This is a genomic window from Micromonospora orduensis, assembly GCF_006228125.1.
Taxonomy (GTDB): domain Bacteria; phylum Actinomycetota; class Actinomycetes; order Mycobacteriales; family Micromonosporaceae; genus Micromonospora; species Micromonospora orduensis.
In genome coordinates this window covers 1-25661 of the sequence record NZ_VDFY01000266.1, presented here as the reverse complement: position 1 = coordinate 25661, position 25661 = coordinate 1, and the positions used below count along the sequence as shown (strand labels likewise).

At 66.6% G+C, this 25661-nt stretch carries 21 protein-coding genes; 7 read left to right on the top strand and 14 right to left on the bottom strand.

The features are described from left to right. Positions 1-268: 268 nt before the first annotated feature. Together FHG89_RS29375 and FHG89_RS29370 are read right to left on the bottom strand one after the other, a co-directional pair. Positions 269-709, bottom strand: coding sequence for an NUDIX hydrolase (locus FHG89_RS29375; protein WP_244295972.1), 441 nt, complete (start codon positions 707-709; stop codon positions 269-271). 26 nt (positions 710-735) lie between these two features. Next, on the bottom strand, positions 736-1413 hold the full coding sequence (locus tag FHG89_RS29370) for a hypothetical protein (protein WP_341874282.1): 678 nt from the start codon (positions 1411-1413) through the stop codon (positions 736-738). On the opposite strand from FHG89_RS29370, the gene FHG89_RS34010 reads away from it, so the two are divergent. Then, positions 1342-1557 (top strand): hypothetical protein, encoded by a 216-nt coding sequence (locus FHG89_RS34010; protein WP_244295975.1) that lies wholly within the window; start codon positions 1342-1344, stop codon positions 1555-1557. The two genes, FHG89_RS29370 and FHG89_RS34010, sit on opposite strands and share 72 nt — an antisense overlap. Here FHG89_RS34010 and FHG89_RS29365 read toward each other — a convergent pair. The 3 genes from FHG89_RS29365 to FHG89_RS29355 are packed head-to-tail and all read right to left on the bottom strand — an operon-like array spanning position 1552 to position 6635. Next, a complete protein-coding gene (locus FHG89_RS29365; protein WP_139587653.1) occupies positions 1552-2553 on the bottom strand; it encodes a hypothetical protein in 1002 nt (333 codons plus the stop codon). The two genes, FHG89_RS34010 and FHG89_RS29365, sit on opposite strands and share 6 nt — an antisense overlap. Positions 2554-2566: 13 nt before the next feature. Further along, a complete protein-coding gene (locus tag FHG89_RS29360; protein ID WP_139587652.1) occupies positions 2567-3445 on the bottom strand; it encodes a Fe(II)-2OG oxygenase family protein in 879 nt (292 codons plus the stop codon). Beyond that, a complete protein-coding gene (locus tag FHG89_RS29355) occupies positions 3396-6635 on the bottom strand; it encodes a type ISP restriction/modification enzyme (RefSeq protein WP_167517555.1) in 3240 nt (1079 codons plus the stop codon). The genes FHG89_RS29360 and FHG89_RS29355 overlap by 50 nt, the downstream gene beginning before the upstream one ends. Before the next feature lie 357 nt (positions 6636-6992). On the opposite strand from FHG89_RS29355, the gene FHG89_RS29350 reads away from it, so the two are divergent. The 3 genes from FHG89_RS29350 (at position 6993) to FHG89_RS29340 (ending at position 8836) form a co-directional block, all read left to right on the top strand. Next, complete coding sequence (locus tag FHG89_RS29350; protein WP_139587650.1) at positions 6993-7490, top strand: hypothetical protein; 498 nt, start codon at positions 6993-6995, stop codon at positions 7488-7490. A gap of 277 nt (positions 7491-7767) precedes the next feature. Then, the gene (locus FHG89_RS29345) at positions 7768-8649 is read left to right on the top strand and encodes a helix-turn-helix domain-containing protein (RefSeq protein ID WP_139587649.1); all 882 of its coding nucleotides are present in this window, start codon (positions 7768-7770) and stop codon (positions 8647-8649) included. Further along, a complete protein-coding gene (locus FHG89_RS29340; RefSeq protein ID WP_139587648.1) occupies positions 8642-8836 on the top strand; it encodes a DUF397 domain-containing protein in 195 nt (64 codons plus the stop codon). The genes FHG89_RS29345 and FHG89_RS29340 overlap by 8 nt, the downstream gene beginning before the upstream one ends. Positions 8837-8900: 64 nt before the next feature. Here the strand turns inward: FHG89_RS29340 and FHG89_RS29335 are convergent, their stop codons facing one another. The 9 genes from FHG89_RS29335 to FHG89_RS29295 form a co-directional block, all read right to left on the bottom strand. Continuing rightward, the gene (locus FHG89_RS29335; protein WP_139587647.1) at positions 8901-9212 is read right to left on the bottom strand and encodes a hypothetical protein; all 312 of its coding nucleotides are present in this window, start codon (positions 9210-9212) and stop codon (positions 8901-8903) included. A gap of 164 nt (positions 9213-9376) precedes the next feature. Beyond that, entirely contained in the window at positions 9377-14293 is a 4917-nt protein-coding gene (locus FHG89_RS29330; RefSeq protein WP_139587646.1) for a class I SAM-dependent DNA methyltransferase, read from the bottom strand. Further along, positions 14290-17091: an SNF2-related protein gene (locus FHG89_RS29325; RefSeq protein WP_139587645.1), complete on the bottom strand. Its 2802-nt coding sequence runs from the start codon at positions 17089-17091 to the stop codon at positions 14290-14292. Before FHG89_RS29325 ends, FHG89_RS29330 begins: the two co-directional genes overlap by 4 nt. A gap of 13 nt (positions 17092-17104) precedes the next feature. Then, the gene (locus FHG89_RS29320; protein ID WP_139587644.1) at positions 17105-18166 is read right to left on the bottom strand and encodes a serine/threonine-protein kinase; all 1062 of its coding nucleotides are present in this window, start codon (positions 18164-18166) and stop codon (positions 17105-17107) included. A 385-nt stretch (positions 18167-18551) separates the two neighbouring features. After that, entirely contained in the window at positions 18552-18962 is a 411-nt protein-coding gene (locus tag FHG89_RS29315) for a hypothetical protein (RefSeq protein ID WP_139587643.1), read from the bottom strand. After that, on the bottom strand, positions 18962-20344 hold the full coding sequence (locus FHG89_RS33440) for a WXG100 family type VII secretion target (RefSeq protein WP_208761154.1): 1383 nt from the start codon (positions 20342-20344) through the stop codon (positions 18962-18964). Before FHG89_RS33440 ends, FHG89_RS29315 begins: the two co-directional genes overlap by 1 nt. Next, complete coding sequence (locus tag FHG89_RS29305; protein WP_139587642.1) at positions 20341-20673, bottom strand: ESX-1 secretion-associated protein; 333 nt, start codon at positions 20671-20673, stop codon at positions 20341-20343. Before FHG89_RS29305 ends, FHG89_RS33440 begins: the two co-directional genes overlap by 4 nt. Further along, on the bottom strand, positions 20663-21082 hold the full coding sequence (locus tag FHG89_RS29300) for a YbaB/EbfC family nucleoid-associated protein (RefSeq protein WP_167517554.1): 420 nt from the start codon (positions 21080-21082) through the stop codon (positions 20663-20665). Before FHG89_RS29300 ends, FHG89_RS29305 begins: the two co-directional genes overlap by 11 nt. Positions 21083-21292: 210 nt before the next feature. Continuing rightward, positions 21293-23215, bottom strand: coding sequence for an N-6 DNA methylase (locus tag FHG89_RS29295; protein ID WP_244295970.1), 1923 nt, complete (start codon positions 23213-23215; stop codon positions 21293-21295). Positions 23216-23299: 84 nt separating this feature from the next. Between FHG89_RS29295 and FHG89_RS29290 the strand changes: the two genes are divergently transcribed. The 3 genes from FHG89_RS29290 to FHG89_RS29280 all read left to right on the top strand — a co-directional run bounded on the left by FHG89_RS29290 (position 23300) and on the right by FHG89_RS29280 (position 25411). Beyond that, positions 23300-23860, top strand: a complete 561-nt coding sequence (locus tag FHG89_RS29290; protein ID WP_139587640.1) for a DUF4352 domain-containing protein — start codon at positions 23300-23302, stop codon at positions 23858-23860. Between the two features lie 83 nt (positions 23861-23943). Further along, complete coding sequence (locus FHG89_RS29285; RefSeq protein ID WP_139587639.1) at positions 23944-24444, top strand: hypothetical protein; 501 nt, start codon at positions 23944-23946, stop codon at positions 24442-24444. Positions 24445-24511: 67 nt separating this feature from the next. After that, on the top strand, positions 24512-25411 hold the full coding sequence (locus tag FHG89_RS29280; RefSeq protein WP_139587638.1) for a MaoC family dehydratase: 900 nt from the start codon (positions 24512-24514) through the stop codon (positions 25409-25411). Positions 25412-25661: the final 250 nt, after the last annotated feature.

Genomic DNA, 25661 nt, shown 5'->3' with positions numbered 1-25661 from the left:
CCTACCACCGCCGTCGACGCCAACGATCCCTGTCCCGGTTGACCCCTATCGAGTACGAGACCATCATGACCCCACCGGCCAGTCAGGCCGCGTGACTGAAACTGTCACCTATCGGTGCAGCAGACCCGGCGTCCACCGATCTGTCCTCGATCCGCCCGACGTACACGGCGTCCGGCGAGATGCCGTAGTCCTCGCTCAGGAATCGACGTAGGGCGCCGGCGGGCAGTTCGCTCTCAAAGTGGATCTGATAGCGCAACGATTGCCCCAGTCAGGTCGGCTGGCGCTCGCGCCAGCGCTGGATGGTCCGCTTGTAGGGCTCGGGCATGTGCAGACGGGGAACCTCGTCGTACGTGAACACGCCGAGTTCTTTGTGCTCCGCAGAGTAGACAAGCTCCTCATCCCCGACGTAGGTAGCGCCGAAGCTCACGATGAACACGTGCCGGACGGGCGTGATCTCGTAGACCCAGGAGTCGATGATGTCGACTTCGGTGATGGTCAGGCCGAGCTCTTCGGCAACTTCCCGGCAGACGCCGTCCTCGGGCGTCTCGCCCACTTCGAGCTTGCCGCCGGGCAACTCCCACTCGTCGCGCTCGTTCCGTAACAGCGGCACGCGGCCATGGTGATCGATGACGAGCTTGACCGAGATCGGTAGCTGGTATTCGAAATACCCCTGGTTCCGCTCGACCAGGTACGGCGGTCGCTCCGTCACGCGAGAAGTCCTTCCGTGGTGCGGCATCAGTTCGCGGTCAGCAGGAGAGCGGCGATGTCGTCGGCTCGCTTGAAGCGACCACCGCTACCACCGGGTTCGCTTTCCGCGTCCCGGATCAACTTCTCCAGGTAGTGCAGCCCTCGATCACGCGCATCGGGAATCACCTGAGCCCACGAGCGGTAGATTTTGTAGTCGGTGACCAGCCGGGCGAAGCCGTCGGTGCACAGCAGTATGCAGTCGACGTGCGTCCACTCGCCGGCAGCGGTGTGTGGTCGAAGTTGGCGATTCGGGTGCCCGGAGAAGATCGATTCGACATCACCGGAGGTCATCGTGTGCAGCCGGCGCTGGTGCATGGCCGCGATGACACGGTCTGCCTCGTCCTCATTTGTCGCCACCGCCGCGGCTTCGCGTCGGTCGAAGTAGCCGGTCGACAGCACCACCGGCCGAACGCCGTGGACCACGGCGGTGGCGTCGCCGATTCGAGCGAGGTCGTAGCCGATGCCCTGGTCGACACAGACCGCGATTGAACAGGCCGGTGGCACCCGGCTTATGGGGAACGACAGTGCCGTCTGCTTCCGGGCCACATCGTCGGCGAGCGACGTCAGGAGCGCGGCGGCGGCACCCTGATAGTTGTGCGCGCCAGCCTGCGTCAACCGCTCGGCGAGGTGGTCGACAAGCCACTGCACGTCGCTATCGGCGGGCAGCGCGGTGTCGTCGTACAGATCGGTGGCGCCATCGATGACCCAGGCGAGGGTGCCGCGGTGGCCGACGCGGTCTTCATTCGCCCGCGTGCCACCGGCCGAGGTGATCGCTTCTCCTACCTTCATGGCCTGTCCAAACTCTCATGACATCCACGAGGCTGGCACGAACATACCGGCCCCGATCATGGCGCACCCGATGACGACCGCTGCGATCACCCGGAGAATGCGGCTGTTGTTGACGAGAGAGAACGTACCGAAAACGACAGCGATTGCGCCGGATGCCACGAGCATGAGACGGAGGCCCTCGACGCCTGCGCTCTGGCTGGCGACGTTGCTGGCCGTGGCGATGAAGGCCACCACGGCCGCCAGCAGGCCCAGGAGTTGCAGTTGCTGGCCCTTGAACTCGGTCAACTCGGTGCGGAAGCGGGCGTGGGCCTGGGCCCATCGGGCGCGCTCCTGCATCAGATCGATCCGGATCCGGCTCGACTGGTACTGGGTGAGCCGACGCAGGTGGTCCCGGGAATCGCGCGGCTCCAGTTCGATGGCCTGCGCGACGGCGGCCCTGGCAGCCTCGAACTCCCCGCGCAGTGCCAGCACCCGGCCTTTCGTCTCGTAGTAGTGGGCGACACGCCCCTGGGTGAGGGTGATCGCCCGGTCGATGTGCCGCTCCACCTCGTCGAGATCACGTGCCGGGCCTGGATCCTCCAGGCGTTCGAGGTATTCGACCCAGAACGCCGCCAGCTGATGGATCACCGCCGCCACGTCAGGCATGGAGGCGACGGCCTGACGGGAGTATTCGACCGAGCTGCGAAGTGAGGCGAGGTCGCCCTTGGCGCGAGCCACGATCGCGCGAAAGGTGTGGAAGTAGGGCTCTGACCCAAACTCGTCCTCATGGTCTCGGACGACCGAGGCGTACTCCGCGTGGCGCTCCTCGCGTCGTAACCGCAGTAGGAGAGCGTAGAGCGCCGCGAACCGGGACCGGCTGCGAATGGTGTGATCGTCGAGAACGGCGCGCAGCAGCGGCTCCGGGTCGGGATACGCCTCGACGACGGCCCGGATTGCCTGCGGGAAGGCCGCGTCGGACGGTGGCGGCACCTTCGACAGCGCGGCGACGAGGCGCGCGCGGTTTTGCGGCGGAGCCACTGCAGCGCGAGGTCTAGGAACTCGCAATCGAAAACCCCCGGTTCAGCCAGGCGTACGGATGGTCGCTGTTGACTCTCGCCAGGAAACGCGCCAGGCTCCGGTCCCCGGTGAAGGCCGTGCGCCCATGCAGGAACCGGTGATTGTGTACGAGGTAGCCGTCGCCCGCACCCAGGTGCAGAGTTTGGGCCGTCTCACCGATCAGGCGACGGAGCGTGACCACGAGGTCCGTACGACCATCGGTGCTGTACGGACGGGCGATCCGGTCGTCGCGATAGCGGATGCGGGCGTGGCCGGCACCGGTCTCGACAACCGCCGGGCCTGGTCGACCGGTTGCCGTCCTCAGCCGCAGACCGGCGATCTCGGTATCCCCGGCACATTGGCGGACGAGCGTCAGCACCCGCGCGCCGTCGACCAACGTGGCGCTTCCCCCGGCCCTCGCCGGAGTCAGCATGAGGGTGGCGAGCACGCTGGGGGGCTGTACGTGCAGACTGCGATCGGTGTGCGGCGACAGGGCCAGATCGGTGAAGCCGGCCTCGTTGTCGTCCTCGTCGGTACGTAACCGAGGTGCGATGACGGTCAGCCCGCCGGCCACCTGATGCGGATGGTCGACGGGGACGGTCCAGCGGTCGAGCAGCGCCCGGACCTCGGCGATGGACCCCTGCCGGATCAGGACGACGCCGTCATGGGCGAGGGCGCCGGGCACCAGGTCCGGGCTCACCTCAGTCTCGCGTCCCGCCTCCACCAGCCGCATACGCCCCGCCTGCGCGCCGTCAGTCCTCAGGATCATCGAAATCGACGGCCGCCGGAAGCTCGGACCGCGAGACATGGTCCGACCGAGCCGATCATTGGAAGAGGGGAGACTGGACATCGATGATCGGCTGTTTCGCTTCATCTGCCGGTGGCAGCATGCCTAAATCCTCAAGCTCTGTCGCCTTCAGAAGAGGTCCATCGAGGATGGCTTTCAGCACGTCGTCCTGCTGCGGTTCGAGGAGCACGCATCCATGGAGTACGGCTAGCAGGTTTCGCAAGTCGTCGGTGAAGTCCCACTTACTGGCAACGATTTCGTTCAGTGGAGACGATTTGCGCACGCGGGGCCGCTTGGAGCGGTAGTCGAACCACTTCTTGACTACTTGCGTGCCACAAACGTCGTAATCCCATACTGCTGAGGGAACGGGGCCGAGGGCTCCTTCGCCCACATACAGGATCGAACTGTCCCGATCGTAGGTGATGCTTTCGGGCATGCGGTCCGGCACACCTGGTATGGGCACGAGGACATCGGGCCGCAGTTCCCGCGGTGGTCCCGATGGACGGCCAGCCGACGGGCAGACATAACGCTCACCGTAGGTCTGAAGCCAGATCACTCGTTCACCAAGGCCGACAGCCGTACGCCAAAGGTCGGGGTTCATTGTCAACGGGATCCGCACTCCCGGGGTGCGAAGCTCCGATCGAAATCGCGTCGGGAAACCGGGGTGCGACGCCACGGCGGCAACATAGGCGAAAACGTCTTCGCAGGTAACGTCGCTACCGAGCTGGCGAGAGAGGTGCTCCATCAGGCCAGGGGCGATGTTGGGATGATGACCGCTGACGTCACGGTACCGAGGTATTGTCTTGCCTCCATGATGACCCATGTAGTGGTCGTTATCCGGCACCTCTGCGGCGAACACGACGGCCGGTCCGGAGGTCACCGATTCCGCGAACAGTGTCGTCAGATACGTCTGATGTTTTCCGTATGTAGACCACAGATCGGGACGGGCGCGATCGACAACCCTCCGGTCGGCAATAACATACTGCCGGTCGAAGCTCCGGAAAGATACGCGCATGATGGAAACTTGAGGGTCAATATCGCCAGTCAGTGACGCCGGCTGACCGGTGCCGTCGAAGTGCGGCGAGAGTGCGACGGCGATTGCCCTATCCTTAGTTTCCTTCATCAGATCTGGCCGTTCTGCCACGGGAGCCAGGCTTAGCCGCCGCCACCGCTTGGCCAACGTTTCTTCGTCCGGCGCGTAAACCCATGTTCGGTTGGCCTTGATACCTGGGGATTGCCACGGCATCAGGTCAGCGAGCGCAATGCAGTCGTTCCATATGGCCTGCGACGCGGGACGGAAGGGAGCCGACCACTTCGTTGGGCAGTCCAACCACCGACCGCTTGCGGCAGTCAGAGCCTCGAGGGCGTCGAATTTTTCTTGCCTGGTCCCGGAGAGGGCAACGTAACGGATCCTGGCGGGTGTTTCCGTATCGGCCGCCTTGGCACGTCCGAATACGCCGATACACAATGGCTGCTGCACGTCTGGGAAAATGCGTGTCGGCACTTCGGGCTGATGCCCTTCAGGGGATAGATCGATGATCCAACCCCAGTCGGCCTGCCGTCGCAGGTACTCGCGCATGCCGGCGAAGCCTGGTCCGGTCGTGTAGGCCGACGTGCAAACGAAGGCCACGACCCCCTCCGGGTGCTCAGGATGCGCTTCGAATACCTTCCAGGTGGCCCAGCGCCAAAAGTAGATGTTCAAGTTGTGCAGTTTGAACTCGAGTCTGCCGGTACCGGTGCCTCGAAAAGCGTCGAGCATGCTCGACTTTCCCTTGTTGCTGGCAAGTACGAGCCCTCCCTGATTCTTGGCGCGTTCGAGGTAGGGCGGGTTGCCGAGAACGACCATGACTCGTTCCTCGGTCTTGACCTTAATTGCTTGCGCCCGGGAGTCAGCAATTGGCCGGTACACGTACGGGCTAACAAGCGTTTCTACGTCAGGGTCCTCCAGGGTATCGGTGACGTAGAATCTGACCTTCTCATCGGCAACCTCCAATCCCCGCGCCGCGAGATCCTGGTGCAGCCGTAGTTCCGCTACGGCGAAGGGCGCGATCTGGCGTTCAAATCCAACTAAACGACCGAGGAGAGCACGAAGTTCAGCTGGCTCGTCCCCGTGGTCAGCCGCAATCGTCTTCGCTACACGTGCAATCACGCTCAACAGGAAGGTGCCGGTACCCATAGCCGGGTCGACGACCACTACATCGCGGTCGGCCAGACCTAGCCGTCGTTTCAGCTTGTCGTGCAAGATGCTGTCGACAAACTGGACCATGAAGTCCGCAACGGGCTGCGGCGTGAAGTAGGAGCCACTTCCCCGTCGAACCGCTCGGTCGTACAACTCCAAGAAGCGCTCATACAGCTGGTCCGATGTGTCTGTCCGCCAATCTGTCCAGTCACTGGCCTCGATGGCGCGCCGCAGCGTTTGGAGAGCCACGCTGCGCTGCTCAATGCTAGGACCACCGTGGTCCTCGGTCAGGATAGCCAGCGCTCGCCCGACGAGCAGGTGGTTCTTGGCCAGCTCTCGCCCGAGCGTCGGCAGTTCCTTGCCCTCGAACTCGATCCCTGACCGACGCGCCAACAGCAGCCCAAACGTGACGGTCTGCGCGTAGGCGTCGGCGAACAACTCCTCGCTCAGGTGGGGAAATAGCCAGGTGCGCCAGTCGGCTAGGTGATCACTGAAGAGCCGCACCCTCCCACCGAGTCGCTCTTGACCAAGGGCGTCCAACACCTCGTCGCGCAACAATCGGCAAAGTCGTGCCGCGTCTCGGACCAGATGTTCGAGGCGGCGATGTGGACGTGGACGCCACGCAAGGAAAGCGTGGAGCACGAGCGCCAGGTTGCCGTCTGCGGGCCGAAGGCGCGCACCGGCCCTCTGCAGGTCGCCGTCCATCCGTGCCACTGGCCCCTGCAATTCTCCCCAGCGATACACGGCGAAGGACTGACCGTCGGTGTACAGGACGTTCGGAAGCAACTGAAGCTGGACCCATTGCCTACGCTCCCGGGCCGTGGGATGCCAACCGTGGCCGGGAACACCCCTGCCCGGCGCCTTGAGTTCCACATACCCGATCGGGGCTCCGTCGACGTCGATCAAGTAGTCAGGGCGGATAGCAAGGTCCGGGAGACGGACTTCGCCATGCGCCCTGACCGGGCAACCAATCGCTTGTCCAGCCGCAACGAGAAGCTCGACCATTGGTGCCCGCAAGGTGTCCTCCCGAGCAGCCAGTCCCCGCTGAAGGATCGGCGCGACGGAAGCACCGAAGTGGGAAACAGCTGCCTCGAGCACGGCGCCGTACGCTTCAGCAGAACCCCGAGGACGGGGCACGTCGGCCGCACTGCGGGTGCGGGCGCTCCTGTCCATGCGCCCTCATCTCGACCGGTGAGTCGTAAACGTGCCGCCACCGTCCAGCTCGCCATGGATACGCAGAGTCATTAGCCGACCTCCCGCCGTATCGCCACAGCATGCGACAGGCAGCGAAATAGATCAATGGCGACAGTGCACGTCTGACCAACCGCATGATGCCGGTAGGTACGCACGACAGAGAACGGAGGCGCTGAAGGTGACTGGCCCGAGCGGTCCCGCGACGGGACTCACATCAACACCTGATCTTGCCCGTCGTACGCCTCGGGCAGGATCTGGATCATGACAACGCACCACCCGACCACCCGGCGCCTGGTCTACGGTCACGCGCAGATGCACGACTGCCTCGCCTTCGCCGACGCGGACACCGCCGCCGAGGAGGCTGCGGAGATCAAAGCGATCGCCGCCGCCCGCACCTGGGGCGAGGCCCGGCGAATCCGGACCACCCACGTGTCGAACCCCGCCGACCCGGAGTACTACGACCCCGACGAGGACCCTGCGGACGACGAAGCGTTCGACATCAACGAGGTGGGTTCGGTTATGGAGGGCGACTGGCCGCCGTTGGTGGCGGAACGGGCCTTCACGCTGCTGCCGAAGGATCTGCACACGCGCTTCGGCAAGCAGCAGGCCACCGTCCTCAATGGTGACCTGTTGGAGATCCCGCTAAGCGATGAGGCGGAGCTGGTGGCCGAGCTACGGCGGCGCGGCTACGAGGTGCAACGCGATGACGACCTGATCAACGTGCTCGACGGCCGCAGCTTCAGTCCGCTGGCCGGCTGACCGCGACTCCCCGCCCCGACCGCCGGCTCCGGGCGACACGCCGGAGCCGGCGGCAAATCCGATCACCCTGAAAAACATACAGAACCCCCATTGGTATGCCGACAATCGTCGCGTGGGAATTGCGCGTACATGACTGTTGTCGGGAGTGTCTTGTATGGTCAGACGCGTATCGCTATTGATGCAGTGGCGCCGCCGAAGAATGGCCGAACGGCAACGGTTCCACGTTTCAGCGATGGCGTCGGGATGTAACACCATGCAACACGGAGAGGGGTGGCGGATGGCCGACGACATGGGATCGACAGTGCCGCGACGGCAGCTCGGGCGGGCGCTGCGCGACCTACGCACCGAGGCCCGGATGACGCTGGACGGCGCATCCGAGGCAATGCAGTTCAGCCGGCAGAAGCTGTGGCGCATCGAGACCGGCCTCGGCCCGGTCCGCGCCGTCGATGCCAAGGCCATGTGCGAGCTGTACGGGGCGACCGCCGAGCTGACCGGCGCACTCACCGCCCTAGCAAACGAGACCAAGGCCAAGGGCTGGTGGCACTCGTACGGAGACGCCATCCCCGACTGGTTCGAGCTGTACGTCGGCCTCGAATCCGCCGCGTCGCGGCTGAGGGGGTACGACGAGTCTCTGATTCCCGGCCTCTTGCAGACAGAGGCGTATGCCAGGGGCGTCTATCAAAATCGAACCGAGATGAGCGAGGACGAGATCGACCAGCTCATCAGCATCCGACTTCAGCGGCAGGGCCTCCTACGGCGACGGCTGCCGAAGGCGCCTCAGCTCAGCTCGGTGCTCGCCGAGGCGCTGCTGATCAAGCAGATTGGCAGCCGTGCGGTGATGGCTGACCAACTCCGACACCTGAACGACCTCACTGGCCTGCCGAACATCTCCATCCGGGTCCTGCCACTGTCCGTCGGGGCGCACTACGGCGCGCTCGCCGGCACCTTCATGATGCTCGACTTCCCGTTGACGAACCGGGTCGTCCCGGAGCCGTCGGTCGTCTACAGCGAGTCGCTGACCGGTGCCCTCTATCTCGATCGGCCCGAGGAGATCGCCGCCTACGAGAAGGTCTGGGCGAGCCTTATGTCCCTGGCTCTCGATGAGCAACAATCGAGGCAGCTCATCAACAAGATCGTCGAAGAGGTCCATCATGGCTAAACTGACCGGCGCCCAGTGGCGCAAGAGCACCCGCAGCGGTGACAACGGTGGTGCGTGTGTCGAGGTCGCCGACAACCTGCCCGGCCTCGTCGCGGTACGCGACAGCAAGGACCCGGATGGCCCCTCCCTCACCTTCTCCCCCGCCGCCTGGACCAGCTTCATCCAGGTTACGAAATCTGAGCGCTGAGCTGCACGACGGACGGGAGCGCATCTGGCGGACGCGCCGGCTGCGCTCCCGTTAGGCAATCGGCTCAGGAGTGGGCGTCTCCGACCGCGGGCTGAGTCGCATCAGCGAACAACGACCACCGGTCCCGCCACTCATCCACGTCCTTCGGGTAGATCGCCGTGTGCCGACTCTCCGCGTTACGCGGGCGAACACCGCCGACGCTCGCCATGAACTCATCGTGCCGCTTGCGCCCCCCGGCACGCAGGTCGTCTCCGGGCACGACGTAGAAGTCCCGACGCCCCTCGGTCACGTTGGCGAGGACGTAGACGTGAACCGACATCGCCGTCATCCGGTCGATGTCCGCGATTATCCAGTCGCCCTGCGCGGCGACCTGCACTGCTGCCTTTCTTTCGTTGACTCTTACGAATGTCCGTGCACGGTGCAGACTCGCTGAGTAGCCGCGCAACAGAGCCTCGGCCACCGCAACGGGGCGTCCCGCCTGATGCTTCTGTTGGTTACTCGGCAGCATCTGCTCTCCGGGGGTGGGAGAGGGGTAAAGGGCTACGACGGCTGCCAGCCTGCGTCTACCGCATCCTGAAGCCGCCTACTGAACACTGCGTGCGCCTGCCGATATTCATTCTCTCGATCCGCTCTATAGAACGGAGCCTCGTAGCCGGCAGGCATTGCGTTCTGCTCCGGCTCATCGAGGTACTTGATCAACTTCTCGAAGGCGTCGTTTGGCTGGTTGACGCCGCGCGAATAGTAATCCCTGGTAATTCTGCGCCCGTTCCGGTCGAACCACATGGCGGACTCATACTCGTGCAGCACAGGGAAACGCGCCCTGTACATCGACAACAGCGCCTCGTCGCCTATTCCGAGCCACACCGCCACGAGGGCGTCCAATTCAACCAATGCAGAACGGCGTGCCCGCTCTGTGCGAAGAGGCACTCCGCCATTCCAGAAACGCTCGACATCGTTAAGCTTCTGCGCCTCTGGCAGCTCGACCCATGGGACGGCCCAGTCCTCCGTATCCCTCCACCGGTCATCATAAATATTCTGCCAAAGTGGCGCATAAGCGGTCGTCAAGCAGTTCAGTCGAAGTACGCGAAGCAAGGCGGCAGAAGCCAGTGGATGACTGGGATCAGGCGCAGGCATCGCTCCCGCATTGTTCACATCTAAATGGGCACGGCCCGCTATCCGCAGCATGTAGTCGAGAGGCAACGACGCCCAGAAAGCTGCGTGTAGGGCCGTCTCTCGCTCACCACCCACCACCATAGACCGGACGGCGTGAATATGCGCTGGCCCTGGCGGCATGATTGCCGCAAAGAGACTTCTTTCGGTCGTAAGCGGCACCATTTCGCGCCACACGAGGCGGAAGTAATCCGTGGACGGCCGCCCGTGCCACATATCCTGCGCCCGCTGGTAGTGCGCGCGGTCGACAACCCGGCGGTAGTTTGTCCGCGGGACCGAATCCTCGGCTACACTTGTCAAATTCCATGCCTCATAGTCTTTGTTACTACGGCACGGGATGTTGGGCTGCTTGGCGAGAGGGGTAGCAACCCCAAAATGAGGCCCCTGCAAGATCACCTCAGACCAATCCTCTGGAGCCTCGCCCTGCCAGGCGATGATGCCCTCGTCCTTGGCGATTTTTTCGTTCAATCCTGTCGAAATCATAGGCTGAAGATCAGCAAGTCGCCGCCCCATGGATGCTAGCGCGGATATCGCCATCTGCTCACCGACTGTTATGGGCTGCAAAAGAGCGGTCTGGCTCACCGGAACGTCAAGGCTGCCCGTCACTAGTCGCCACTCGGCTAACACTAGATCATTCACAGTGATCAACCGACCACGATGCGGCCGTAGATCCCATGTGCCAAAGGACTTCATACCAGGCAAAGACCCTGACCCATCGTGCATTAAGGAGCCGATCAGCGTCTCGGTAGCATAGAGCCAGTTGACGTGGGTGAAAGAGACCTGATCACGTAGGGCCCCGTACACATGTATACCGAACTCCTGGCGCCAATTAATCTCTCTAAAGAGAAGTCGCATGTTCTGGAAATGGCCGTGAAGCCTGAGGTGTTTGTAAGCTACGGAACGCAACCGCCCTTCCCTGGCCCCAGTGAAGTGGCTGTCTGGGTGCACCAGGCCAGCAACTCCCGCCTGAGATACGTTCTGCCACACCCGACACATAAATGCTCGATACAGGTCTGGGCGCGTTCCGGAGAGCAGAGGATAGGTCGCGCCAGAGGTATAGAACGCAACGTTGCCGGAGTTTGCGGTAAGCTCACGAAGGTAAAGTCTGTCCGCTTTTGCGGTGACCCGCTTTCGCTCTCGCCACGTCTCTCCGGCCACATACTCAGTCATTACGAACCACGGATCACATTCGCCCAGCACTATGTCTTCACGCCAGTCTGGACGCACCCACGGCGGGTTGCCGACCTGAAGGTCGAAGCCGCCTTTGGCGAAGATCTGCGCGAAGGTCAACTCCCAGTGAAAGAAGCCCTGCTGGTCGGCGATCTGATCGGCGGCCAGCAGCCAAGGAAAACGGTCGGAGAGAGTCCACGGTGAGTCGACGCCGATGACACCGTCGAGCTTCCCCTCAAACTCGCTCATCTCGTTCAGGCTGGTGAACTTCTGGTCGTAGAACCGCGCGGTGTCCTCGTCCAGGTCACGTCGGCCGACGAGCGCTTCGGCAAACGTCAGCCAGTCGTCCAGATCGGACAGCGGCACCTGCTGCCGGAGCTGTTCCGCCACGGTCATCCGCCGGGTGCCGGTCGCCTTGGTCGGCATCTTCATCTGCTGCGGCTGCACGTTGCCGAAGATGTCCGCCGTCTCGTAGACCACCGGTTCCTCGTACGCCGGCTCGTCCTTGATATGCGAGACCTGGACGGGCGCGGCCGGGTAGGCCGGGTCGGAGCCGTCGAGTAGCCCGACCTTGTCCAGCGGCCAGAACCACAGCGCGCACCAGACGTCCATCAGCGTCTTGAGCCGCCAGTACGGCGTCCCAGGCGCGGTCAGGTCGGCGAGGATCTCGTCCCGGGGCACCGCCTCGGTGACCGGCGGCAGATCGTCAGCCCCCCAGACCTTGATGTCGCGGCGGATCTCCTGCTCGGAGATGGCGAGGCGTTGCTGCACCAAGCCCCACAGGAACTCGACCCGCCGAGCGAGCGCCTGCAACCGCTGGACCTGTGAGTTCTTGCCCTTGGCGGACGGGACACGCTTCATCGCCGTACGCCAGGCCTTCAATCGAGCGGTCTCGGCCGGCGCCAGCTCGCGGGCCTCCTTCTCCCCCGCGACCGCGCCCCAGCCGTCGGCCGGGAGCAGGAAGTGGTGGATGGTGCCCTCGTCGATCGGCCCGTCCCGGAAGGGCTGTTCCTTCGGCGCGGTGGTCAGCCACGACTTGTCGGCGAGCTGCTTCGCGGTGTAGGTCTTGCGGCCGGCGCCGATGAGCGAGTTGCCGCGTTGCAGGTGCAGGCCGAACCAGGGGGCCTGGAGGCCGGCGTGCATGACGTTGAGCCAGAGCGACACCTCGGCCAACTCGACGGCGGTGCGGTTGAGGTCTACGCCGTAGCTGTTGTGCAGGGCGATGTACGCCTTCACCCGTTGGAGTTCGAGGTGGTACTGCTCCGGGTCAAGGTCGACCTGCAACTCGCGAGCGCGGCGGCGCAGGTATTCGGCGGCGACCTGGTTGATCGCCTCGTTGAGGAACGCGCCGGAGCCGAGCGCCGGCTCGCAGATCGTCCAGTCCAGCAGCTCCCGGGCCGGGGTGATGGTGTCGTCCTGGTCGAGCCGGTACTTGAGGGCGAGCTGGACGGTGACCTCGGTGAGCGACTGCGGGGTGTAGTAGGAGGCGCTGGTCTGCCGGTCGCGGCCGGCGAGCCGGTAGACGAACTGTCCGGCCTCGTAGCAGACCCGGCTGCGGACGCCGGTGTATGCGTTCTCCCTGTAGACGAAGACGTTGTCGTCGTACTCGTCGGTCTTGGAGGCCGGGATCATCCACGAGCCGTCCTTCGGGTCGCCGTTCTTGGCGACCTCGTAGAGCTGCTCGGTGGCGACGAAACCGGTGTACGACATCAGGCCCTCGTAGACCGCGCCGAGCTGGTTGATGCCGAGCTGGGCGTACGAGATGAAGCCGCCGCGGCGCTTCTTGCCGCCCTTGGTGAGCATGAGCCGGCGCAGCACCTCGTAGAGCACCTTGTTGCGCAGCCGGGTGTCGATCTTCGGTGCGTCCTCGTCGTCGGGGTCGCTGCCCGGCACGGCGATCAGCTGGCCGATGAGTTTGGTCTTCTCCGGCAGGAACAGGTCCGACTTCATCGGCTCGAAGCGCAGCCCCTCCCCCTCGCTGGCCTTCTCGGCGATTTCCGCGCCGCGGCGTGGCCGGTGCCCCTCGTTGACCATGTGGAACAGCAGGTCGAGCGACTCGTACAGGTGGGTGCCGTCCTCGGCGGAGGGGGCGAGGCGGCGGGAGACGAGGTCACCGAGGCGGGCGAGGCTGTAGCCCTCGACGTACTGCGGGTCGTTGACCGGCAGTACGCCCAGTTCGGGGCGGGCCTCGGCGTAGAGCAGGAATAGGATGCGGTAGAGGTAGCGCAGCGACTCCCGACCCAGCTCCTTGGCCAGCTCGTCGAGGTCCATCACCTGCTGCGGCTGGTAGCCGGCGCGCCGGATCTGGTCGAGGACCTCGTTGGCGATGAGCTCGACGGAATCCTTCAGGCCCACGCGGAGTTCGCTGGACACCCCGACGGCGTGCTGACGGGAGCCGGCGACCAGGTCGGCGAGGGGTTCGGTGCCGCCCTCGGCGGGTGGGCGCAGCGAGTCGGCACCGAAGAGCGCGGCGACGACGTCGAGCTCCTTGTCGTCGTTGCGGGCGTACGCGGTGTCGAGGCTGACCGCCAGGTAGCGGCCCTCACCCCAGACCGTACGGTCGGCGAGGGTGATCACGCCGCCGCTGAGGATCAGCACGTAACGGGGCTTGGGGTTGTCGGCGGCGAAGAGCAGGGAGGCGAGCTTGGCGCCCGTCTCGATGGTCTCGGTGCTCGACACGGTGAGCGGGTCGAGCAGCCGGCCGGCGTCGTCCGGGTCCTGTGCCGCCTCGGTATCCACTGCCCAGCCGCAGTCCAGCGCGACGATGCCGTGCGCGGTGCCCAGCTCGGCGTGGGCAACGTGGACCTCGTACTCCTGGCCGTTGCGCTCGACGGTGATGGTCCGCGGCTGCGGATCGAAGCCGAGGGCCTCCAGCACCTCTCGATGGTGCTTACGCAGCCGCTCCGGGTCGAAAAGTTCGGCGTCGGTCAGCTCGGTCTTGGCGTCGAAGTAGGGCCGGCGCAGGCGGCGGAGCTTCGTGCGTGGGGTCTGCTCGCCACTCTTCTCCCGCTCGGCCCACTGCTTGAGCAGGCCGCCCTTGAGGGTGGTGGGCAGGATCTCGGCCAGGTAGTGCGCGGAGAGGTACTCGCCACGGTTGGTCAGCGACTCGAAGCTCATGCGGCGTTCTCCTGCGACGGTACGAGGACGGCGAGCACCCGCAGCAGCGGGTCGCCGGCGGTCTCCAAGCGGTCGAGCAGGTCGTGCTGCTCCTGGACGGTGGTGTCGACGCGTTGGCGTCGCTTCTCCCGGTGCACGCCGGGCAGCTCATCGAGGAGGCTGGCCTGCTGGAAAGCCCTCAACTGCTCGCGGTGTTTGCGCAGCGGCTCGGCGTTGGCCTCGGCCCACTCGGCACGCTTGCCTTCCAGGTACTGCCGGGCGGCGTCGACGGCCTGCGGCAGCAACGCCTTCAGCGGGCCGATGGCGATGGCCTCGGCGCGGTTGACCATGGTCGGGCCGACGTTCGCCTCCCGCAGCACCTCGTCCATTGCTCGGATGGTCGGCGCCGCGGGCAGGTCGGAGACGGCCATCCACTGGACCACTGTGGGCTGGCCGAGGCGGTTGGCGTAGACGCCCTGGATCAGGAACGTCGGCGCGGCCACGTCGGCGGTGAGCACCGGGGCCTGCTGACGACCGAGCCGGATCAGGACCTTGTCGACAAGCCAGTCGACCATCGGGTGTACGTCGCTGAGGAAGGCGATGTCCGGCCACATCGGGGTCTTGCTCTGCCGGGCCTGATCGAGCTTGCGCTGCGCGAGGGCACGGTCGAAGGTGACCTTGAGCCGCAGGTCCTCGCCCTCCCGATGCGCCCGCAGGTAGGTGCGGGGCAGGTCGGTGAGCCGGTGCACCAGGTCGTCGGGAGCGAGGAAGCTCATCAGTTCGTCCTCGCGCCGCAGGTCGATGTGATCCTCGGGCCGGTCCTCGTAGATCTCGTACAGGGCGGCGTCGACGAAATCCTCGGTGGAGTCGAAGAGCTTCGGGACCCGTGCCCGGGGCACGTCCGTGGCCACGGGAGCGGTCCCGACCTCCCCGAAGAGGTCGGCCATCACGTCGACCTCGGCGTTCGCTGCCTCGTAGGACTCGTCCACCGACTTGCCGGCGAGCAGATCCCGCACAAGCCGGTCCTCCTCAGCTTTCGCGTCGAACTGACCGGTCACGGCCTCGACACTGCCGAGGCTGCGGTGCGCGGTCTCCTCCCGGTTGAGAAGCTTCTCGGCGACCGTGCGGTCGTCCTTCGCGTCCTCGCGGTCGGAGGTGAGGATCAGCGCGCGGAACTGCGGCTGGTGCTTCTGCCCGTAGCGGTCGATACGGCCGTTGCGCTGCTCGATCCGGATCAGGCTCCACGGGATGTCGTAGTGGATCAGGTGGTGGCACTGCTGGTGCAGGTTGACACCCTCGGAGGCGACATCACCGGTGAAGAGCAACCGGACGTCGCTGCCGGCAAGCTCGAACTCCTGCAGGATCGTCTGCTCGTCCTTGTCCGCCACCCCGCCGTGCAGCACCCGGATGGCGTTCGGCTTGAGGCCGAGCATTCCGGGGACCACCTCGGCGAGCCACTTGATGGTCGGCACCCGCTCGGAGAAGACCACGGCCCGGGTGTCGCTGCCCCTGCCGACCCCGATCTTCCGCAGCTCGTCGACCAGCCCCTTGAGCTTGCTGGAATCCTGGTCGGTCATCGCGGAGGTCAGCTCCGCGAGCCGGTCCAGCGCCGCCCGCTCGGTGCCGATGGCCTTCTTGCGCCGGTTGGTCACCGTCTCGTGCAGGGCGCGGTGCGAGGACAGAAACGACTTCAACAAGGTGTACGGGAAGAGCCGGTGCTGCCCGGTGATCGCCTCGTCGGTCCACTTGCCGGCCAGCCACACGTCGGTCAGCTCATCGAAGATGCGCTCCTCGCGTTCGCTGGCTTCGCAGTGCAGCGCCTGGGACGGGCCTCGGTCGGCCCAGCGGTCGCCGATCTGGTCGCGTACCTCGGGACTGATCTTCGTGCGGCGCAGGTAGAGGTGGGCGATGTCGCTGGCCTGGTAGTCCTTCTCGTTGGCGATCGCCGCCGGGTCGAGCAGCGAGATCAGCTGCGCGAACGACTCCTTGTCACCGTTGTGCGGGGTCGCGCTGGCCAACAGCAGCGCGTCGGTCTTCGCGGCCAGGCGCCGGGCCAGCTCGTTGCGCTGGGTGCCCTTGTTGATGAGGTTGTGCGACTCGTCGATGACGACCGCGTCCCAGGTCGTGGCGTCGAGGTGATGGCCGAACTGCCCGGCGTCCTTCAGGGTGTCGACCGAGATGATGGCCCGCTTGAAGTAGGTGAACGGGTTGCGCCCGGCCGGGATCTCCTGCTGAATGCGCTGGATGCCGGTCGAGTCGAGCCGCACGAGCGGGATGGCGAACCGCGTCCACAGCTCACGCTGGAACTGTTCGAGCACCTGCTGCGGCGAGACCACCAGGATGCGTTCGCCTCGGCCCCGGCGGATCAACTCGGCGAGGATCAGCCCGATCTCCAGGGTCTTGCCCAGACCGACCACGTCGGCGAGCAGGATCCGCGGCCTCAGGCCGGACAGGGCCAGCTCCACCGGTCGCTGCTGGTAGGTCAGCGGGTCGAGCAGGAACCGGTCGGCGAGGGCCAACCCGCGCTCGGTGCGCGGCAGCGGCGTACGCCGCAGCACGGCCTCCAGGAAGAGGCGGCTCTGCCGAAACCTCGACGACGTGTCCTGGACGAGGTCCGTCTCCTCCGGCACCAGCGGCGTGATGTCTTCGAGATCGGTGAAGAAGGTCGCCTCGACGTCCTGGACGAACTCGGAGACGCCGACCGCCTTCACCATCGTGCCGTCCGCGGTGCCGGTCTTGACGCTGCGGATCAGCCACTCCTCGTCGCGGACGACGATGCGGGAGCCCGGGGCGAAGGTCGCGGCCTGGGTGGTGGTCATCGGTGGTGCCTTCCTACAGGGTCGAGCGGCGGGCGTACTGGCGGCGCATCTTGTCGACCAGCCATGTCACGTCAGTGGACGCCTTGGTGACCGGCACCGGGTCGTGCTGATCCGGCTCGACCGGATCCGGAGGCGTCACATCCTCGATGACCGGTGTGCCCTCCGGGTCCTGTCGCGGATCATCCAGGTCCGGTGGGACCAGCAACTCGGTGCCACCGTCATAGGTGAGGTCCGCGACTTCCTGGCGGAGGGCATGGACGCTCTTGCCGCTGGTGGCGGTGGCGACCGCGAGCAGCCGGGCGCGAACGTCGGCGAGGCCAGGCCGGGCGGTCGGGTCGAAGGCGAGCATCGTGCCGAGCAACTGCACAAGCTCGGCCGGCACCTCGGAGAGGTCGGGGAGGTCGCTCGGCTCGCTGATGCGCAGCAGCAGGTTCCAGGAGTTGGTCGATGGGTAAAGCCCACGCCCGGTCAGCGCGAAGACCAGTGTCGCCGCGAGGGCATAGACGTCGACCGCTGCGGTGAGATCCCGCTCACCCTTGACCTGCTCGGGTGACATGTAGGCGGGAGTGCCAACCAGTGCGCCGGGCGCGGTCAGGTAGTCGTCCCGCTCGATCAGCACCGCCAAGCCGAAGTCGATCACCTTGGGACCGTCGGGGCCCAGGATGATGTTCTGCGGTTTGAGGTCTCGGTGCAGCAGCTTCACCTCGTGCACCTTGGCGAGGCCTTCGGCGAGCATCGCGCCGGCCATGGCGGCCAGCGGCAGGGGAAGCGACCCTCGCGCATCGACGTGCTGACGCAGCGTGGCGCCGGGAACGTACTCCACGGCGAGCCAGGCCGGGTTTGCGTACGGGTCCGCGCCCTCAAGGCGTGCCACCCGTGAGCCGAAGACCAGCTTGAGGCTGTCGACCTCGGCGGCGAACCGCTCGCGCACCGTCGGTGCCTCGATGAGGTGCTGCTTGATCACCTTGACAGCGACCCGCTCGGCGGTCGGCGACACCGCGAAGAACACGTCGCCCATGCCACCTGAGCCAAGCGGCCGGACCAGCTCATAGCCACCGATTCTGCCCAGCGTCATTCGTCCCCCTCACGATGACACAGACCCAAATTGCCCGTCTGCACTGTCGGTTCGACGCCCGGCAGACGCATGACCGTACAACGTTGAACTTTCGAAGAGGAAGCGTCCGAACGGCGGTTCTTGTCAGGCGTTGAATTCACACTTGATACGGCTCGATGTATGGGTCGGCGCGTGACGATCTCCGTCCCTGATGCCGTGGTCGAGCAACTGGATATCGCTCCCGGCCAGCCAGATTTCCGCCCATGTCACCGACGCGCTGCGCCGCCGTCGGATATCTGACGACGGTGCGGCCGCCGGCGCCCGTCATGCGCGGCCGGTGGCGCGGAGAAGGCGGATGACGATCGTCCTGGACGACACCGGCTCTGCACGGTGACCAGAAGGCTTGTCAGCTGTCCCAGAACATCAACTCGCGTGCCTGTCGCGAACAAGCCGTCAGCTCCGGTACGCCCCGCGAAGGGACGACGTAGTCACGCTCGCGGATGAGCGCAAGGAAGTCCTCGGGCACGACGACGCGGTGACGCCGCACGTAGTAGGCGAGGTCCTTCCGCCAAAGCCAGTCACCGTCAGTCAGAACCGTCGAGCCGTTCATCACCTGGCGGGTCGAGTCGAAGGCGTCGTTGGCGACGTCCATCACGTCGATGAGGATGTGTCCCGAGTTCAGATAGCTGACGACCTGGGTGAGGTCGGGCAGTTCCTCGTCGGCGACGCTGTCGAAGATGCTGTCCTGCGGCTCGGCGGAGCGAACCGGCCCGAATTCGCGGAACATCCCCGCCGCCTTCAGCTGACCGCCACTCATCAACGTCCACCATTCGGATAGAAGGTCTTCCACTCTCCGCCGCCCCGGATCATCGGGGTCTGCCCAACGGGACCATACCGGTCGACACCGACCGCGTCCGTCGGTGCCGTCACCGGCACCCCGAGGGCGTCGGCGACCTGTTGCGCCGCTGGTGGCACGCCGGCTTCGGGGGCCACGGTGCCGGTGTGACAGGAGACCAGCCGTACCGGGCCACCGTCGTAGTGCGGGTTGGCGCGGACGGCGTCGGCGATCTGCTGCGGGTGGGTGAAGTTGGCGGGGTGGTCGGCACCGTCAGCGCCCACGAGGCCGGGCCGGAACAGGCCGGTGCGCTCGCCGTGCACGACCACATCGTGATGGCCGGGGATCGGTGCCACGGCGTCGAAGTTGCGCATCGTGGCGCTGTCGTAGCCGATGGCCGTGCTGTTCGGCCGGTGGTAGACCGGATCCCCGGCCGGGAGGTTCGCATCCGGTGGTGGCGGCACCTGCGGATGTGTGGAGGGATCCTCCCAGTCCGACCGACGCCCCATCGAATCCAGGTCCGGGTCTCCCCAGGCCGCAGGGCGCCCGTCGGGTGTGGCGCCGTTCGCCGGGCTGACCGGGTCGGCGCGGGCCGTCCGCCGTAGCAGGCCATTCAGCTCGTCGATCAGGTCGCCCAAGCGCCTGAGCAGTGGGGCCAGCCGTCGCAGGCTGCTGATCAGTGCGCTGATCAACCTGCCGATCCGCGCCGCCCACTTGGCCACCAGGCTGCTGACCTGGGAGATCACCAGGGGAGTCGCCAAACCGAACGTCGCGCCGGTCTCGGCCAGCCAGAGCGGCAGCCGGACCGCCAGCACGGACACGAAGTCCGCGATCAGGTCCCGAACCAACTCGCGGACCAGCGCCACCAGCAGCCCGGCACCCTCCACCAGCGAAGCGATGCCGCCGGCAGCCCGCGCGATGCCCTCCATCGCCCGTACCTGACCCGATGCGTGCGCCCGGTACGCGAGCGCCGAAGCACCATCCCACTCGGTGAGCTGCGATGAAACGGCCGCCTGCAGGTCACCCGCCGCATCGGCGCTCTGCTTTGCGACGTTGCGCCACGTGGAGGCGTACGCGTCGATCTGATCGGGGTCGCCGGCCAGCCAGTCCAGCGCATCCGACAGCGGCTTGACATGTTCAAGCAACCAGCCAACGCCCCAGCTGACCAGCGAGCCGAGCGGGTCGAGCACGGTGGCCAACGCGTCCATCGACGTGGCGACACCACCGATCGTCGAGTCGATCCAGCTTCCCGACTCGATGCCTGACACGGTGTCAGCGACGTCCTCCACCAACCCGAGCCCGGAGTACCACTGGGTCGAGTCGTGGCGCTGCACCACCAGCGCGTTGGCCGCCAGGTCTGTCACAGCGGTAGTTCCAACCGGCCCGCGCTGTCTGCAAGTCGTCGTGCGCTCGCCGCGTCGGTGGCTTCGGTCGCGGCAGCGACCGCCCGCAGGTTGGCTGCCGCCTCGCGCAGTGCCGAAGCGGACCCCCCCAGCGCCGTCACCGCCCTGTCCGCCACCGGGTCGATCAACCGAGGCAGGAACCCACAGATCTGCCCGTACGCCTCCGCGCCCATTTGCACGTACGCGGCTGCTCCACGAGCGGCTTCCATGCTGTCGGCGGCGTCATTGACCGTCGCGGCGTGCCGAATTACCGCCGCCACCGGCATTTGCATCTCTGCGTCACCAGCCATCTCTGGCGTCTCGCTCCCACCGATCGGGTTGCTCGTCAGGGGGCCTGGGGAACCGCTTGGCGAAGGTGTCGGTGACTGCACGCCCGGTCTCGGAGTCGGTGCCCACGGTGTCGTGCACCGCCATGCTCACCTGCTCGGTCAACCCGGCCTGCGCTCGTGCGATCGTGGCCATGATGATGCTGGCAAGTTCGGCGCCGGGTATCCGCTGAACGCGGTCGCCCAACCGAAGGTCCGTCAGCGCCCCCGAGGCTGCGACCGTCACGCGCACCGCACCGTCCGCGCCTGTCGCCGACGCCGCGATGGTCGCGACCCGATCCGATAGCTCAGCGGCGGCCTGGGCTCGTGTCGACAGCTCGGCTGTCCAGGAATGCAACAATTCCTGTGCCGCGTCCGGATCTTGCCCCAGCACTTCCCACCTCCCCGCTACGCGCCTCGGCACCATCATTCAGCCGACGCCGAGCCCTCCACTGTGCACGAAAATCGCGATGAACGATGCCCCTGCGCCGTCGACTGCAGGCCCGACGGTGGTCGACCAGAGCCGCCGAACGACGACTCAGTACACCGGGACGACGACCGGGATCACACTTGGTCGCCTAGTTAACGGCCAAGGCACCGTCTATCAGATGTCGGCGTCTGGCCGCAGCACACCCCGCGCCAACCCGTCAGCGGCGAGCTGCACCAGTTCTGCCCCCAACACCGCTGCCTCCCGCACCGCCGTCTCGAACACCTCCAGCCGCCGAAACGCGTCGCCGTGCGTACGCTGCTCGTCGAGCGACAGCCGCCGCACCTGCGCCCGCCGGATGTCGAAGCGCAGTGTCCCGGACAGGCTCGACGCCTGCTTCTCGTTCGCCGACGTCCGCAACTGCCCCGCCAGGAACCACGCGTCGAGGGCCGCCGGGTTGGGCCGCAGCAGGTACAGGTTGCGCCCCAACAGCGCCCCCTCGGTCGTGACCACCCGCGCGGTGAGCTGCCGCGCGATCACCGGCACCACCACGTCCCCCACAGCGAGGGGGATCTCCTGCCCGAACCGGTCGTCGACCCGCCCGGACGCCTCCACCCCGGCGAGCACGTCCTGCACGGTGAGCACCGGCGTCCCGTCCGGTGCGGGTGTGGACGTGCCGGCGCGGACTGGGCCGATCAGTTGGAGTGCTCCGGTCTTCGCCAGCTCCCCGACCGTGAGGAAAAGGCCCTCCGGCCCGTCGGGCGCCGGCGTGACCTGCGGCAGCAGCGCCGGCAGCTCGCCGACGATGGCGGCCAGTCGTTCTCTGGTGCGTACCAGATGCTCTCCGGAAGCCTCGCCCACGACGGCGGGTTGCCGGCGTGCGGGGGTGAGGTCGACCTCCTCGTCGAGCAGTTCGATGACCGGGACCGCACGGGCGAACCCGGCCTCCTCGACGTCGCCGTCCGGGGCGGCGGCGAAGGCCCGCCAGGCAGCCAGCATGCGCGGCGCGGTGTCGGTCAGGTCGCCGCCGGCGGCGTCGATCAGCAGCGCCCGCGCCGGCGGCGGCGCGTCGGTGGCGGCGCGTCGCAGCACCCACAGGTGCAGGGGTACGCCGTGCGGCGCCGCGACCCCCGGCGGAAGCGCGATGACGGCGCGTAGGTGACCGCGGCGCAGCAGCTCGCCGCGGATTCGCTTGCCGGCGCGGCGGCTGGCGACGGTGGGTGGCATCAGCAGGACGGCGTGCCCGCCGACCCGCAGGTGGGCCAGGGCGTGTTGCGCCCAGGCCAGCTCGGGTTCGGTGCGGGGGGTGGTGCCGACGATCCAGCGTGGGTCGTGGCCGAGTTCGTCGTCGCCCCAGTTGGTGGCGCCGAACGGTGGGTGGCAGACGACGGCGTCGACGGCGCGGCCGGCAAAGGCGTCGGCGCGCAGGGAGTCTCCGGCACTGACCTCCCCGGGTACGTCGTGCAGCGCCAGCCACAGGCCGGCGAGTCTGGCGAGGTCCTCGTCGAGTTCCTGCCCGTAGACGGAGGTGCTACCGGCGCGGACGGCGGCTCGCAGGATGGCGCCCGAGCCGGCGGCCGGGTCCAGGACTGAGCCGCCGCCGACGCTGGCGAGCCCGATCATCAGGTCGGCGAGGTCGTCGGGGGTGGCGAAGGGGCGGCCGGGGCCTGGTGCGGAGAACCGCTGCCACAGCTCGTCGAACGCGCCCTGCGGGCCCAACTCGTCGGCGAGGGCGTCGACGTCGGGCAGCAGGGGCGCGAGCTGTGCGTCGGGGTGGCCGCTGCGGGAGCCGCGCTGACGGGCCAGCAGGAAAGCGCCGACCGCCGCGAGACCGGCGGCCGGGGAGTCGCTGGCTGCGGCTAGGTGTCGCCAGAGCCGGTCGGCGGCGGCCAGCTCGGGGAGCTTGCCCTGGGTGCGTAGCCACTGCTCGACCTGGATCAGGTCGAACTCGGGGCTCGCCGTCGTCCCGCCCACCGGGGCGGGGAAGTCGGGGTGCCGTTTACGCCAGTTGCTGACCGCAGCGCGACCGACACCGGCGAGCCGGGCGATCTCCGCTGCCGTGATGGTCGGGTTCTCCTGCACGCCGAAAGTCTCGCACATCTGTCAAGCACGATATTGTCTGTTGACACTGTTGTCGGACGATGCTCTCATTGACCCCGCAACGCTCACTTCAGGAGGACAACGATGCGCAAGACCACCACTCTCGCTCTGCTCGCCACCGGCCTCATCGCCCTGGGCTGCGGCTCCGGTGCCGCCGACACGGCGAGCGACTCCAGCGGCGACAACAAGGCGAGCAGCTCCAGCGGCGACGAAGGCGGCGCCAAGGCCGAGGAGAAGCCGGCAAAGACCGCCAAGATCGGGCAGCCGGCCCGGGACGGGAAGTTCGAGTTCACGGTCAAGTCATCCAAGTGCGGCGTGGCCAAGATCGGCAGCGACATGCTCGGCCAGAAGGCCCAGGGCCAGTTCTGCCTGGTCACGGTCAACGTGAAGAACATCGGCAAGGAAGCGCAGATGTTCGACGGCAGCAGCCAGAAGGCGTACGCGGCCGACGGCACCGAGTACTCCGCGGACTCCGGTGCGGCGATCTACGCGAACAAGAACGCCGAGACGTTCCTCAACGACATCAACCCCGGCAACCAGGTGACCGGCGTCGTCGTCTTCGACATCCCGAAGAACGTCAAGCTCGCCAAGCTCGAGCTGCACGACTCGATGTTCTCCGGCGGCGTCGACGTCACCTTGGGCTGACCTCTCCCCCCACCGACCGGGGCGGGCAGCCCACGCCCGCCCCGGCTGTTCACAGCCAACCTGTTCACAGAAGGAACCCGGTGATGACCGACCTGACCGCTCCAGATCCAAACGAGAGCCCCGAAGATCCCCAGCCGATCGCTGGCGCCTCGGCCAACAGCCCTGAGAGTGACGCCTCCAGTGCGAGCACAGCGCTGACCGGCAGACGTCGCTACCTGGTTGTGGCGTCGGCAGTGACGATTCTGCTAGCTGCGGGCACGAGCATCCTCTTCCTGACGCAGCGCGATTCGCCGTTGGAGGAGGCCCGACAAGCCTGCGGTGCCGGCAGGGACGACTGGGCGATGCTGGGCGACGACGGTAGGTCCCTCACGCTTCGCAGCGTCGGCAAGGAGCGAACCGGCCTGAAGCTGGAGCAGTTGCAGTGCTACTGGACCGAGCTGAAAGTGCCCGACGCCGTCATTGCGGAGATCGAAGGCACGCGTGCGCTGGACGGACGCCAGTCCGGCGAGTGGGAGGACATGAGCGCCTCGTGGACCTACCACCCGGATGACGGCCTTCAAATGATCATCACCCTCTCGGACTGACTCCTTGCCCTTCATCGCGGTCCAGCACTCGGCCGTACCGCTGTCCTTTCGCGCCTTGGAGACGACCATGGCCCTCCCCCACCCGTACGGCACCCTCCGCTGCTGGGCGGGGACCGTCCAGCTGCGTCGCGCCGTCCGCGCCACCGGCGTCCTGCTCACCACCGCCCTGCTGGCGATAACGCTCACCGGCTGCGGGGACGAGAAGAGCGCGACCGTCACGTCAGCGACCGCCTCACCGAGTGCGTCCGCCTCCCCCAACGCGTCGCCGACGCCGCCGCCCGATCGGGACGGCGACGGTATTTCCGACTCCAGCGACACCTACCCCGACGACCCCAAGAACACCCCGCAGCAGCCGCCGGTCAGCCTTGAGTGCGACACGGGCAACGACTGGGATGCGCTGCTCACGGTGCGGCCCGGCAAGGACGGCCGGCCGGACTTCAGCGAGGTGTGGGCGGCGAAGCCGACGGCCTGCGACGCCCAAGCGGAGATCTATCCCGTGACCGACATCGAGAAGGCCGCGCTGAAAACGTCCAAGTACGAGGACGGCAACATCACGACCCTGTACGAGATGTGCGCCGCCGTCGACCCTGAGGACACGTACCTGGAGGCGGACTACGCCGCCAGCAGCGAGCAGATCCCGGAGATCAACGCAGCCCTCCTGCTCTGTCCCACCTACCCGTACGCGAAGAAATGGCGCGAGACGGTGAAGCGCGGGCAGGCCGACGTGGACCTGGCAGCCCAGGGTCGGATCTTCGGCGAGGGCACGTTCCGCGTCGGTAAGGAGATCAAGCCCGGCACGTACGTGACCACCGACGTCGACGGCTGCTACTGGGAGCGGCAGAACGCCTCCGGCGACACCATCGACAACTACTTCACCAACAGCGCCCGCCGGGTCCAAGTCACCATCCGCGCCTCCGACTACGCCTTCAGCTCGGAGAACTGCGGCGAGTGGCGCCCCACGCGCTGACCCGAAGCACCAACTTCCACCGCTTACCCGGGCGGGCCGACGACCCGTCGGCCTGCGGACACCACACGCCTGGAGACGACCGTGACCCAGCCTCCGCAGCCCACCGCACCGCTGATCGAGCTGATCTTCGACCGGCTCGCCGCAGATGACGTACCGACCGAGACCGCCGAGCTGGTCCTCGCCGCGCTTACCGGCGAGGACGACCTGACCGCCGCCCTCGCCGGCACCCCCACCCGACTCGACCCCCGCT